The organism is Cohnella sp., assembly GCF_041640265.1.
Classification (GTDB): domain Bacteria; phylum Bacillota; class Bacilli; order Paenibacillales; family Paenibacillaceae; genus Cohnella.
On record NZ_JBEQAP010000011.1, the window covers coordinates 12,759 to 25,759 of the forward strand.

The 13,001-nt window shown below is 46.3% G+C and carries 16 protein-coding genes; 2 read left to right on the top strand and 14 right to left on the bottom strand.

Annotation, left to right across the window (positions count from 1 at the left end; translation table 11 throughout):
* Window positions 1-22: 22 nt before the first annotated feature.
* Both ACESLK_RS10490 and ACESLK_RS10495 read right to left on the bottom strand, forming a co-directional pair.
* Window positions 23-1,729 carry a peptide ABC transporter substrate-binding protein gene (locus ACESLK_RS10490; protein ID WP_373229381.1) on the bottom strand — a complete coding sequence of 569 codons (1,707 nt, stop codon included), beginning with the start codon at window positions 1,727-1,729 and terminating at the stop codon, window positions 23-25.
* Between the two features lie 402 nt (window positions 1,730-2,131).
* A complete protein-coding gene (locus tag ACESLK_RS10495) occupies window positions 2,132-2,782 on the bottom strand; it encodes an O-methyltransferase (protein ID WP_373229382.1) in 651 nt (216 codons plus the stop codon).
* 177 nt (window positions 2,783-2,959) lie between these two features.
* On the opposite strand from ACESLK_RS10495, the gene ACESLK_RS10500 reads away from it, so the two are divergent.
* The gene (locus ACESLK_RS10500) at window positions 2,960-4,936 is read left to right on the top strand and encodes an LTA synthase family protein (protein WP_373229383.1); all 1,977 of its coding nucleotides are present in this window, start codon (window positions 2,960-2,962) and stop codon (window positions 4,934-4,936) included.
* 48 nt (window positions 4,937-4,984) lie between these two features.
* Here ACESLK_RS10500 and ACESLK_RS10505 read toward each other — a convergent pair whose 3' ends face one another.
* The 9 genes from ACESLK_RS10505 to ACESLK_RS10545 form a co-directional block, all read right to left on the bottom strand.
* Entirely contained in the window at window positions 4,985-5,239 is a 255-nt protein-coding gene (locus ACESLK_RS10505) for a YuzB family protein (RefSeq protein WP_373229384.1), read from the bottom strand.
* Complete coding sequence (locus tag ACESLK_RS10510) at window positions 5,226-5,528, bottom strand: iron-sulfur cluster assembly accessory protein (RefSeq protein ID WP_373229386.1); 303 nt, start codon at window positions 5,526-5,528, stop codon at window positions 5,226-5,228. Before ACESLK_RS10510 ends, ACESLK_RS10505 begins: the two co-directional genes overlap by 14 nt.
* Window positions 5,529-5,591: 63 nt before the next feature.
* Entirely contained in the window at window positions 5,592-5,828 is a 237-nt protein-coding gene (locus ACESLK_RS10515; protein ID WP_373229387.1) for a hypothetical protein, read from the bottom strand.
* Window positions 5,829-5,896: 68 nt separating this feature from the next.
* A complete protein-coding gene (locus tag ACESLK_RS10520; protein WP_373229388.1) occupies window positions 5,897-6,787 on the bottom strand; it encodes a M14 family metallopeptidase in 891 nt (296 codons plus the stop codon).
* A gap of 140 nt (window positions 6,788-6,927) precedes the next feature.
* Window positions 6,928-7,740: a glutamate racemase gene (gene racE, locus ACESLK_RS10525; RefSeq protein WP_373229389.1), complete on the bottom strand. Its 813-nt coding sequence runs from the start codon at window positions 7,738-7,740 to the stop codon at window positions 6,928-6,930.
* Between the two features lie 169 nt (window positions 7,741-7,909).
* Window positions 7,910-8,260 (bottom strand): YtxH domain-containing protein, encoded by a 351-nt coding sequence (locus tag ACESLK_RS10530; protein ID WP_373229390.1) that lies wholly within the window; start codon window positions 8,258-8,260, stop codon window positions 7,910-7,912.
* A 5-nt stretch (window positions 8,261-8,265) separates the two neighbouring features.
* Window positions 8,266-8,766 (bottom strand): hypothetical protein, encoded by a 501-nt coding sequence (locus ACESLK_RS10535; protein WP_373229391.1) that lies wholly within the window; start codon window positions 8,764-8,766, stop codon window positions 8,266-8,268.
* A 196-nt stretch (window positions 8,767-8,962) separates the two neighbouring features.
* Entirely contained in the window at window positions 8,963-9,391 is a 429-nt protein-coding gene (locus ACESLK_RS10540) for a DUF86 domain-containing protein (RefSeq protein WP_373229496.1), read from the bottom strand.
* A 163-nt stretch (window positions 9,392-9,554) separates the two neighbouring features.
* Window positions 9,555-9,842 carry a Dabb family protein gene (locus ACESLK_RS10545; RefSeq protein ID WP_373229392.1) on the bottom strand — a complete coding sequence of 96 codons (288 nt, stop codon included), beginning with the start codon at window positions 9,840-9,842 and terminating at the stop codon, window positions 9,555-9,557.
* A gap of 170 nt (window positions 9,843-10,012) precedes the next feature.
* On the opposite strand from ACESLK_RS10545, the gene ACESLK_RS10550 reads away from it, so the two are divergent.
* Entirely contained in the window at window positions 10,013-10,204 is a 192-nt protein-coding gene (locus ACESLK_RS10550) for a hypothetical protein (protein WP_373229393.1), read from the top strand.
* Window positions 10,205-10,266: 62 nt separating this feature from the next.
* On the opposite strand, the gene ACESLK_RS10555 is transcribed toward ACESLK_RS10550, so the two are convergent.
* The 3 genes from ACESLK_RS10555 to ACESLK_RS10565 all read right to left on the bottom strand — a co-directional run bounded on the left by ACESLK_RS10555 (window position 10,267) and on the right by ACESLK_RS10565 (window position 12,710).
* Window positions 10,267-10,647: a cupredoxin domain-containing protein gene (locus ACESLK_RS10555; RefSeq protein WP_373229394.1), complete on the bottom strand. Its 381-nt coding sequence runs from the start codon at window positions 10,645-10,647 to the stop codon at window positions 10,267-10,269.
* 114 nt (window positions 10,648-10,761) lie between these two features.
* Entirely contained in the window at window positions 10,762-12,186 is a 1,425-nt protein-coding gene (locus ACESLK_RS10560; protein WP_373229395.1) for an NAD-dependent malic enzyme, read from the bottom strand.
* A 116-nt stretch (window positions 12,187-12,302) separates the two neighbouring features.
* Window positions 12,303-12,710 carry a phage holin family protein gene (locus ACESLK_RS10565; RefSeq protein WP_373229396.1) on the bottom strand — a complete coding sequence of 136 codons (408 nt, stop codon included), beginning with the start codon at window positions 12,708-12,710 and terminating at the stop codon, window positions 12,303-12,305.
* Window positions 12,711-13,001: the final 291 nt, after the last annotated feature.

Here is a 13,001-nt window from a genome sequence, read left to right on the forward strand (position 1 = left end):
CCTGTGATGCTCCAGCTATTGTTTATTTCTTCTTACCGAATACCCAATCCAAGTGTCCCGCATAATCCGAGACGACATCTTCAAAGCCGTCTTTTTCCATAGTAACCGTCGTGTAGTAGTAGATCGGCAATACTGCCATATCGTCGGATAGAGCGATTTTTTCAGCTTTAGAAATCAATTCCAGACGTTCTTTCTCATCCGTAGCTAACAGAGAATCGTCAAGCAATTTCCCGACTTCTTGATTGTCATATCTGCCGTCGTTGTTGCCGGATTTCGGATGGATCAAATCGTAAGTGAAGTTGATCGCATGGTTAAAGTCTGCTCCCCAACCTGAACGAGCGACACCGAACTGACCCGCTTGTCTCGTTTCCAGGAACGTACCCCACTCCTGATTTGCAAGCTTCATTTCGACGCCGAGGTTTTTACGCCACATATCGACGATTGCTTCCGCAATGGCCTTGTGGCCTTCATTCGTGTTATACAGCAAAGTGGAATCAGGGAATTTAGTAAGTCCGCTTTCTTTGAGCCCTTCAGCCAGAAGCTTTTTCGCTTCTTCCACGTTTTCCGAGTAATATGCGGTGTCCGGATACAGCTCGCGATACGCTTTGCCGTCCATACCTGCGATACTTGGCGGTACGAGGCCGAAAGCCGGAGTTTGATTTGCTTTTGTTACGTTGTCGATAATAGACTGCCGGTCGATAGCCATCGAGAAGGCTTTACGAACTTTCGCGTTATCAAACGGCGCTTGCTTAGTATTAAAGAGGTAATAATATACGGAAGCGATCGTCTCGATTTCAGCTTTCTTCTCCGAAACCAATTTCGGAACCAAGTCGCTCGGCACCGATCCCGCTTGCGCGCCAATCCAGTCGATTTTGTCTGTTTCGAACAGTCTGTAAACGGTGCTGTCTTCTTCAACCATGGAAATCGTCACTTTGTCGAAGCTGACTTTGTCCGCGTCGTAGAAATCAGGGTTTTTCGTTAAGACGAGCTTGTCGCCATGCGCCCATTCCGTCAACTTGAACGGTCCGTTAGTAACCATCGTTGACGAATCAGCCGCCCATTCCGGTTTACCTTCAACGGAAGCCTTGTGTACAGGCCAATAAGTGTAGTGCGATACAAGGCTGATGAAGTAAGGCGCCGCTGTGTACAATTTGGCTTCCAGCGTATAGTCGTCCAACGCCTTGACGCCGACTTCGTCCGCATCCACAGGTTTGTCTGGAGTCGAGCTGTTATATTTCTCACCGTTCTCGAGATAATAAAGCATATAAGCATATACGGCAGCCGTTTCCGGCGCCAATGCGCGTTTCCATGAATATTCGAAGTCATGAGCGGTTACGGGATCTCCGTTGCTCCATTTCGCGTCTTGACGCAGCTTGAAGGTGTAGGTTTTACCATCTTCGGACATTTCATATTTTTCGGCTAATGCAGGCTGGGGTTCGCCGGCTTCATTCAACCGCATAAGGCCGTCAAATAATCCGGATGCGACGATCGAGGACTGAGCGTCTTGCATCAAAGCTGGATCTAAGCTTGGCGGTTCGCTCCCTATAGTGAAACGAAATTCCTGAGGTGTGCTAACGACCGGTGATTCGGATGCAGATGGAGATGCAGATGGAGATGCAGAACCTGGAGCTGATGATGCGGCGTTATTGTTGTTGCTGCTGCATGCAGCTAACAAACTTCCTGCCAGCGTGACTGCTAATGCAGCCGAGAATAATTTCTTGAATTTCATTCTATTGCCTCCCCGTTTTTTAGCCATATCATTTCTTTAACGTATATGTTATACATACTCAGAAATGATGGAACAAAAGAATATTACTATATAATGTTCGGATTCTGCAATGCTAGATTATGTAATTGTTAACCAATATTACCCATGATGTAAGCATATATTACACACAACTTACAGAAAACGCTTACTTAAATGATTATTAATCATGTACCTCGTATAATCATTCATTAATTCTGATATGAATGTAATTATGATAATTCGATTTTGAAATTACGTTCAGTAAAATGGATATATTTAGTATAAAGTATATCAATTTGTAATTAAAATTAGTATTAAACTAACTAAATTTCAATTAATGGCACTGTATATCGTATACATGGAATAATTTTACATAAAATACACTTAAAATTCTGTTTTCCTTTTTATTACCCTTGCTAAAGCTAGTCCGTCATAAGCCGGAAGATGAACGCCGACCAGCCTCGGGTCCTGGGCAATCCGTCGATTGAATTCTCTCATCGAGAGCACGGACGGCCCTTGTTTTACGGAATCAATTGTTTTACCTCTAAGAAGAGTATTATCAGCAGCGATAATAGCACCCTCATTGGAAAGTCGGATGCATTCATCTAAGTAATGGGGATAATTCTCTTTGTCCGCATCTATAAAGAAAAAGTCAAAACGATCCCCCTGCGAATGCAGCATCGCCAAACTTTGAGAAGCATCGCCAACAACATACCGTACTCGATCGCCTAACCCCGCAGCAGATACATTAATCTGGGCAATATCCGCATAGTCCTGGCGGAGCTCTAAGGAAACTAATTCGCCACCTGGTGACAAACCACGCGCTAAACATATCCCGCTATAACCGCCTAGAGCACCAATTTCCAAAACCCTCTCCGCTTTGGAGAGCGAAATTAGAAACGTTAGTAACCGACCATAGCCGGAAGCAACAGAGATTTCTGGCATGCCGTGACTTCGGATAACCTCGTTCACCCGTTCCAAATCGGTATCCCGCGCGTATAATTGATCAAAATATTGATCTGGCAACAACTCCATTTAAAGACCACCCCTTTTCCTTCTTAACCCGAATATATCTTACCACGATTTCCTCTTGAGTTTGTAATACCCCCTTTATTAGAGCTATACTATTTTTTATTTAACCATTTACACTGCGTTAATGATTTGCAATGGTTCTCGAATACATTACGCCATTATCGGAAAGGAAGTTTAGCTATGTTATTGCAGTTCCGAGCTGCATCCCGCAAAGCGGCTCAGATGTCCTTAAGAGTGATCCAGCTATGGCCTTTTTGGGGGATTATGCTTCTAATCCTATCGATACTATACAAATTAAATGAACTCGATAAGCAATTTAACGTTGGAGGAATGAACCATTGGAAATGGGCCGTCAATCTAGGCGCTGTGTTGCTTGCCTCCTTCTGGACATTGTTGCTGGGACGTCGCGGCAGAGCAGTCTCCTTAGCCTTACTAAATGCCATACTTTCCATTGTCTTATTCGCAGACCTCGTTTATTTCCGCTACTTCAAGGATTTTATCTCTGTCCCCGTACTCCTGCAAGCAGGGCAGGTGGGTGAGCTAAAAGCCAGCATCTGGAGCCTTATCTATATAGAAGACTGGCTCTTATTTGCGGATTTACCGATATCCTTTGCTCTCGTCGTGTGGGTGTTCTGGCTTACTAAGGCTAAACGCAACCCTCCATTGAAGCTATCCTACTCTAAGGCTCGTACAGCCGTCTGGCGTAAGACCATTCCTGCAGCAATCCTATTCGCCCTCGGTTGGGCACTGATTTATTTTCCTGTCGAAGAGCAGAAGAACGGGTGGGCACGAGGCTTGTTCGTCGGAAATTGGTGGAATGTCCCGATTTATAACGTCACTGGTTTGTTCGGCTTTCATGGATATGACACCTATCGCTATGCGAAGGAGCATTGGTTAGGCGGAGGCTTATCCGATGAGCAGGTAAAAGAATCAGAAGCTTGGTTCCTGGATCGTCGGAAGCTTCAAGCCCAAATGGAATCAGAACCCCTATTCGGACAATACAAAGGGAAAAACATCCTCATTGTCCAGGCGGAAGCCTTCCAAACTTTTGTCGTCGGTCAATCGATCGGAGGACAGGAAATAACGCCAAACCTGAATGAGCTCATAGGCCGGAGTGTCTATTTCCCTCATTTCTATCATCAGACCGCGCAAGGCCGTACTTCCGATGCAGATTTCGCAACGAGCTGCTCGATGCATCCCATGCCGACCGGTTCGGTCTTCATTCGTTTCGCGGGCAACGACTTCGATTGCGCCCCTTCTATATTAAAGAGCCAAGGCTACGATACGACTGTTCATCATGCCTATGACGGAAGCTTCTGGAATCGAAATAATATGTACCATAATATGCAATACGATCAATTTTACGATTTGAAGGACTTTACGATTGATGAACCGATCGGCTGGTCACTGGGGGATCAATCCTTCTTCCGCCAGACAATCGAGCAATTAAAAGAACGTAAGCAGTCTCCCTTCTATGCTTTTACGATTACATTATCAAGCCATCACCCCTATAAGTTGCCTTACTCTAACCAAGAGCTTGAGGTCGGTGAACTGCAAGGAACAATAATGGGAGATTATTTGCAGTCTGCCCATTACGTGGATTCCTCGATGGGTGTACTCGTAGATCAACTGAAGGAGGAAGGTTTGTGGGAAGACACTCTGCTGCTTTTCTATGGAGATCATGATAATTCAATCCAAGATTGGAAGTTATACGAGCAATTCCTAGGTCAGCCGGTATCTGCGCTGGATCAGGATCGAATCATCAGAAGTGTACCTTTCTTTATTCACCTTCCTAACGATGAGCATGCAGGTGTGGTAGAGAAGGCCGTTGGTCAAATCGATACAACTCCTACTTTGATGCATTTGTTGGGAATTCCTGTGGAAAATCGTTCTTTAATGGGCATCAGCATGCTGTCCGGCGCCTCAAAGTCTGTTGTATTCCGCAACGGCGGTTTTACGGATGGTAATGTATACTTCGTTCCAAGTGCCGATGGAGTTGCCGATCACGGTGCTTGTTATGAATTATTAAGCGCTGAGCTGGCTTCGGATCCAACCTCATGCAGGGCGGGTGCAGAGGCTGCGAAGCTTGATCTTAGCATTTCCGACCGAGTCGTCGAAAATAATCTTATCGCTGATTTTCGCGAAGAAAATGAATAGTGATGGGTAACAAAAAAGCTGCCTCAATAAATGAGGGCAGCTTCTTTCTTATGTCTTCACATATTTGCGAGCTTTCTCGATCGCTTCGTCTTCCGTTGGTGCTGTAACATAACGTCCATTAATGAATATAAAAGCAAAACGAGAGCAAGGCCCGCAATAAGACTTGCAAGCCACCTTTACTTCGGTTCCGGGAGATAGCTTCTGCAATTTAGGCAGTATCGACTTTACCCGCATATGCTTACATTTATCGCATATTCGGATATCGTTAACCGGAGCCGATTGTTCAATATTAGTGGTCGCCATGGTTGCCTTTGCTTGGATTCGTAATGACAAATCCTTCTTTAGGGAAATACAAATAATCGATTTTAACGCCGTCTAGAAGCGCTTCCCCTTTGGTCAGAACAACATCTATGCCCTTATCCGTAGCAACCACTTCGTCTTTATCACCCGGGACATCCATATCCATTCCATAATGGGCATGATCACCATGGCTGTGCGTAATGACGACACGCAATTTCTTATCCGCGTTCTCTGGCTTGTCCAATTCACGGCGCAGCACGTTCGCCGCGTTCCGAGTAATTTTGCAATTCATTTTAAGTATCACTCCTGTCAGGTTCTCGTTCTATTGTAATGAAACGTATAGGGTCATGCAAGATCACTTTTTGAAGATATATTTCTTCTCCATTGCACGCGTGAACCATGCTGCAGCCAGTGCCGTTACTGCAGCATCATCGATGGGGAGATACGCCATAAAGTCCGGCAACACCCAATAAAGCGCAACAGGTACGATAAAAAGAAGTTTATCCTTTAGCGTCACCTGGTCTGAGCGCAAAATACGCCAAACACGTCCCGGAAGACTTCTCCACAAGGTTATCCATGATCTACGAGCCATTTGAGGGACCTCCTTCTGAAAAGCATCAGCTTTCATCAAGTTTACCCCTTCATCCCCATCTCGAATCTTTAATGTGAGCAATCAAGAGCTTCAGCTAGAATCCTTGCAATATCATCATATAACAGCTCAAAATTATCCATAGAAAGAGGATTGTGACCCCATCCCGCTTCTACCGTAAATCCGGGACGCTTAAACTTAGAGATGAACCAATCCTTATAACCGGCGTCGCTATTTTCTAAATAAACTGCACGATAACCAGAGGAGCGCGCTAAGCGTTCCGCCCACTCTTTTGCTTCGGGGGGTTCCTCATTTCGATAGTTCCAATAAATTTCTTCGCCTTGCGTGTGCAGGGCTAACACAGCATGGAAATCATTCTGATCTGTAAATCGTGACAGCGCTAATGCCTCCGGCTCGCATAGAGGGGCAGCTCCACTGTAGTCACGAGGCCCAGGTAATAACACTCCCCTTCGCTTGCGTTCTTCCTCCCAGAATGCGGGGAACTGATCGTTCAAGTCTACTCCCCTTGCATTGGCTTTCCATCGGTGAAAGAAATTAGAGCCTCGATTCCACTGCATCAGCTCCTTATAGAGCGGATGTTTGGCCGTCATCCCTTGTTGAACGAGCTCTACACCGTCCGGGTTGACCATCGGCACAATCCACAAGCTGCAGCGAGCGAACAAATCCTTAGCCGACTTCCCCCAGAACGGCAGCCTTCTTGCGCAGGCTTTGGCGTAATCCTCCGCGAATCGAATCAGCAATAAGGAGGTTATCCATTCATTCGCATGGCAAGCACCATTAAAGTGCCATCGGAAAGGTCCTGCACCTATTCTTAGGTAAGGAATCTGTTTGCCAAGCACGCTTCTACCGATCGCACCCGCGCTTATAAAAGGATAGGTTCGAGTCAGTCTCTTCAACTCCTTGGTCAGCTGCTGAGGTCCGTAATCCGTTTTAGTCGACATTCAACCCACTCCTCATTCCAGTATCAGTCCTACTGGTGTATGAAGGCGGATCCCAAGTTATACCCATTGACAGGTATCAAAAAAAGCCCGAGGAGATATACTCCCCACGGACTTCCCGCCAATTGATTTTTTCCATATTATTATGCTCTTAGCTGATAAACCTGCCATACAACAGGCATTAGCCAAATTTGCTCTCCTAACCATATCTGAGCGATTTCTTGGAATTTACGAGGTTCAGCGCTGCAGAAAAATTGATGAATCGGAACCTCGCCTCTTCCTGCCAACTCACTTTTTTCGTGTAAAATGGTGCTGATCTCCCGCGCGGTTTCTTCCGCCGAATTGATCAAGACAACGTCCTGTCCCATGACTTCCGATATCGGATGGCACAGAAAAGGATAATGGGTACATCCTAAAATCAGGCAGTCCATATCGGATCTACGGAGAGGCAGCAATGCTTCGCTGACAGTTCGGAAGGTTTCCGAGGAGTTGAAATTCCCAGCCTCCACAAGAGGCACAAAGGATGGACATGCGCGGCTAATTACCTCTACCTTCGGTGATAATCGCTTAAGCGCATGTTCATAGGCACCGCTCTTAATAGTCCCATCAGTGCCAATAACACCAACAACCCCCGATTTGGTCCGACCAATCGCTGCGCGCGCACCAGGATTAATGACCCCTACTATGGGAAGATTTACTCGTCTGCGAATCTCTTCTAACGCGACTGCTGTAGCTGTATTGCAAGCAATAACAATCATTTTAGGCTGATACTGTATAAGGTAATCGACAATTTCACTTGTAAATGCAAGCACTTCTTCTGCAGGCCTGGAGCCGTAAGGCGTTCGTGCCGTGTCACCGAAGTACAATATTTTCTCCTGAGGCAGCTGACGCATCACTTCCTTGACGACTGTCAGTCCACCCACACCCGAGTCCAGGACTGCGATCGCTTGCTGCACGGAAACACCGCTTTCTTCATAATTGATTAGGTCGATTCCTGATACTTTATGATACCAGCGTCAAAAAGGTACCTCCATATTAGCACCTATTAGGACAAGGATTCAAGGCAAACAAAAGCACCGCCCAGCGGGAGCGGGCGATGCTTCAGGGCTTTAATTAGGATGAGGGCTACAATGTGGCTGAGGTATCCTCATTGCTTTTCTCTTCAGCAGTCGCAACTTCATTATCTACAGCTGCCCCGCTGCCTTTACGTGAGCGGATATCTGTTACTACACGCTCCGCCGCTTGTTTGGCATCAACTGCTAAGTTCGTCGTCTTTCTAGCCAGCGATTGCACGGCAGTGCCTGCTTGACGGCTTAAGTCTGTTGTTTTCTCCAATGCCTGTTGAGCGGTTTCGGAGATGTCGCTGCGAAGCTCGCGGCCAGACTTTGGTGCCAGCAGAAGCGCAGTAACAACTCCAGTAACCGCTCCCGCAAGCGTCCCCCATAAAAACGATTTGACAGCTTTTTTTTCAGCCATTATATTCACTCTCCTTGAGATGGATCCGCACCCAGCCCTGAATGCCGAGAGCAATCGAAGTTCGGCTCGTTTTCGGATCTTCGCTTTTTCCATAAAAGCCAAAGAATTCGGCTAATCTCGGATAAGTCAGAATTTCCGCTTGCCTTATTATGATCACAATGCTCTGTCGATGCCGGGATAATAGAGGCTAGACGCTCTCGGCAGAGGGCTGTTGCTTTGGCAATTCCCTGTGCTGTCGACTGCGCAGCCTCCCCTAACGCACGCGCCCCCTCCGCGAGCGAGGAGAAGCCTTGCAAGCTTTGCCTCGAAGCAGCAATCGTCTCCTTAGCCTCCTCCGCCAGCTCCTTGCACTGGAGTAATGAGGCTTCTGTTTCCTTCCCGAGACGCCCAAGTGCTGTATCCAGACGTCTGAGTGATCGGCAAATTTGTACGATACCGATTACAAAAGCCGCAGCTATCGTTAAGCTAGCTGTCATAATCCCATATGCCGCCAAATCCCATGCCATTGTGATCCCCCCAACTGCTCTCCAATCCGGGCGAATGCCCATGCGGTTAATACAGTATAAGAAGCTACAGCATGTCTTGATACAAGAAACAGGTTAATTTTAAAAAAGTGCTGTTCTTAACTGCATTCTAAAGCAAGAAAAGTCCTCATGCAGCAAGTGCAAGAGGACTCTCATATTTATTGAACGAACAAGCCGCCTACAAGTTATCCAGCTCTTTGTGCAAGTAACCTTTTACCTGATCAGAGAATTCGAGCAACAGCTTAGGAAGCTCTGCTGTCAATGGATGCAGTTCACGCCTCGGCCAACGGTCATATTCTTGGACAAGCGACTTGCGCAAAAGGACAACTTGACGCAGAATAGCAGCCACTTGTACAGTAATGACTCCTTCTTCCGCAATGATATCAATAATATCCTCATAGCTGCTTGCATCCCGCATTATAAAGCCGTCAATTAAGGTATGTCCGACATCCGTTGCAATCTCTGCAGCCAGATGAAGGGCCCTCTCCTGCGCTAGCCCTTGGACTAATGTACCCGTCCAATAAGCCGCCACATTAGTAAGAGCTTCCGCGATATCTGGCACACAATTCAAACGAGCTCCGATACTATCCCGGTTCACATCATACATAGGCATGGGTAGACTGCTCCCTTATTATTTCTTTTTACGTTTGCTTCTACGTTTCAGCCATACCGTAATGATAACGGCACTTAATAAAATCACGATGATATAAGTCATCATCTCATAAACGTCGCGCATACTTCCAGTATCTTCAATCACGAGCCTCTTCCTCTCAGCACTCGTAATCGACGCTGACCGATGCTTCACGAACAGACGCCATATGTTCTATAACTGCTTTGTGGACGGGATGCACTTGATAAGCTTGCAGAGTTTCCATCGATTCGAATTTCGTAACCAATGCGATATCATATGAACGTTCGGAATGCAGAACATCCGTACCTACCTCTAGATGCAGCAGCTCGTCGATTTTTCCCTCCATATTGCGAAGTACCTGTACGGTGCGATCGATGCTTTCCGGAGTGCGATCCTTGAGCTTAAACATTACAATATGTGTAATCATAGACTTTGCCTTCCTTCTCTCTTGTGAGATACATTTTCTTATAGTCAACCACGCATGAGGAATCGCAGAGCAGTACATACTACGGGCAATAATAGGTGAAAGGAGTCTCTATGCGATATCCCTTTACTGCAGCATGCACGTTAATTGGAATTGCACTATGCCTTTTTAACGTGACCGGCTACGATCCCCATAACCTGTTTCTACTCATGTTTAGCGTTCCGATGTGGTTTGTGGAACTCTTCACAGACATCCACAGAGTAAATGTATGGTTTATGTACGCGTTAACCGTGCTGAGCTGGGCTCTCATCGGATATTTAGGCGATCTTGGCATTTCCCGAATTCGGACTTGGCGTCATCTTTGACTGTCATAATGGATTTAATTAGATAAAGGGGAAAAAAGGAGCCGTTATGGCTCCCTTCTCATTTACTGAACGATTATTGTAGAGATCATGTCACCATGGCCTTGTCCGCACATAATGGAACAACGCATCTCATAAGTACCCGGCTTGTCGAACGTAAATTCTATCTCCGGGGACGTTTCGTCTAATTCAATGTCAAGCCCTTTGATCTCCACACCGTGCTTACCCAACTTGTTGGCATACTTCACCTTATAGTTGGTACCCGCTTTGACGACGTATTCTTTCTGGTCAAATTCAAAGTTTGTTGCGGTAATTTTCAGTAATTCTTGACCTTCCTTTAATTCGGCTGCCTCGTTAACCGGCTTTTCCGGCAGTCCGGTTGCCATCAGATATACGCCCATGGCGCAAGCGACGGTAATCAAAGTAGATAAAATCCATTTCTGCATCGTCTGCTCCCCGTTTCATAGAAATAGTCTACCTCTTATAATACCTAAAAAGACTAATCGAACTCAAGCACTTCATTGTTGGGACTTATGACAAAATGATGAACAACGATCTATCTAATCCATATTCCTGAAATCGCTTGGTATCTTCCGGGCTACTCCGCTATGTATCGCTTCTCGAATAACAGCTTTGCGAACGGCGGGAACGACCTTATCATTAAAGACCCCAGGTATAATATATTCTTCGTTCAGCTCCTCATCTGTTACGATAGAAGCAATGGCTTGGGCTGCGGCCAGCTTCATTTCTTCATTAATCGTACTAGCCCTAGCATCAAGCGCTCCTCGGAAAATCCCAGGAAACGCAAGCACGTTATTCAATTGATTCGGATAGTCGGAACGTCCTGTCGCATACACCCTCACATAAGGTCCTGCTTCATCTGGCGAGATTTCCGGATCAGGATTCGCCATAGCGAATACGATTGGATCCCGATTCATTAACCGGACATCTTCGCCCGCGAGCACCTTAGGCCGTGATAATCCAATGAATACATCCGCTCCTCGGATCACCTCGGATAATGGACCTTTCTCGATGTGGGGATTCGTCATGCGGGCATATTCATTCCACACCTCATTTGTATAGGACAATTCCCTATGGATGGCCCCTTCCTTGTCTACACCAATCAGATTTGTCACTCCGGCAGTTAGAAGCATACGGGAGCAGGCCACGCCAGCCGCTCCTATGCCGCAAACGATAACTTTAATTTCATTCATCCGCTTATTAACGATTTTTAGAGCGTTGATCAGCCCCGCTAGCAGAACAACAGCAGTACCATGCTGATCGTCATGAAATACCGGGATGTCCAATTGCTCCTTCAGCCGACGTTCAATCTCGAAGCATCGGGGTGAGGAGATATCCTCCAGATTAATGCCGCCGAATGTGGGTGCAATAGCTTTGACAATCCTAATGATCTCTTCAGTGTCTTGAGTATCCAAGCAGATTGGGAATGCATCTACGCCGGCCAATTCTTTGAACAACATCGCTTTACCTTCCATAACGGGCATTGCGGCATGAGGTCCAATATCTCCGAGGCCTAGTACTGCGGTTCCATCCGACACGACGGCAACCGTATTCCGGCGAATCGTCAAGGAAAAGGCTTTACTGATATCTTCATGTATCGCCATACAAACTTTCGCTACTCCTGGCGTGTAAACCCTGGATAGATCATCCCTGTTTTTAATCGGCACCTTCGAGTGCACTTGGATTTTCCCGCCGAGATGAAGGAGGAACGTTCTGTCGGATACATTCACGAGGTGGATGCCTTTCATAGCTTGTACTGCCGCTGAAAGGGACGCGACAACAGATGGGTCAATGACGGTGACTGACAAATCACGTACTTCCTTTCTTCTTCCGGGCTGAATGACGTCAATCGCTACGATATCTCCGCCTTGTTGACCGATTACCGATACAAGCTCTCCAAAGGTTACTCGTTCTTTATCCATTTCGACGCGCAGTGTAACACTTGTGCCGCCTTCTAATCTCATAGCGATTCATCCTCCCTGTCGTGAGTTCCTTTTGACATTGATTATATCCTTATATTGTAACAAAACAAAAAAACGAGCTTCTCTGCTCATATTATCATGGGTAAAATACGGTGTCTTCATTTATCCTGTTTATCTTCACCGGCGCGATCTCGAAGAACCTCGACGATCCTCTTCAAGCGGCTAGGGAGAGGGAGGCCTATACGACCATAATTCTCAATGATGGAGAGCAATTCATTGGCAATGTAGAAATAAACGGCCGCACCCATAATAACCTCAACACCCAGCAGTACATCCAACCGGTGTGCAATGATCATAACGAGTAGTATAAGCGCCTTTTTGAACAAACCCCAAAACCCGATGTTGCTGTTCAACCCGCTCCCGCTCCGGACTGCGGCAACGACACCGGTAAAATAATCAATCGCCATCAAGACAATAAGGAAGGTAAGCGATTCCGACCATAAGCCGAAGCTAAAGGATATCGCCACCCCAAAAAAAGCGCTTATCGCGCCTGCTTGTAATTGCATCCGCCTTTCCTCCTCTGATTAGCTTCTTTTATTGCTATCATATGCAAGGTGGACAAGGTTGGAACGGTCGTTACGGATTTTATTGCTTCAGATTCGAGACCCTCAGGACGATCGTTATGCGGGGGATCTCTTCGCCAAACGTCTCTATTGTTGCGTTTTGAGGCTGTCGATTAACAGTTCATAACTTCGGAAATCTGCGGGAGACCAAAAAATTTATACGAAAAATCATACAAAATGAGCGTCACACACATCGAATCAGTCGATTCTATACGAAATTTCATACAAAAAAAT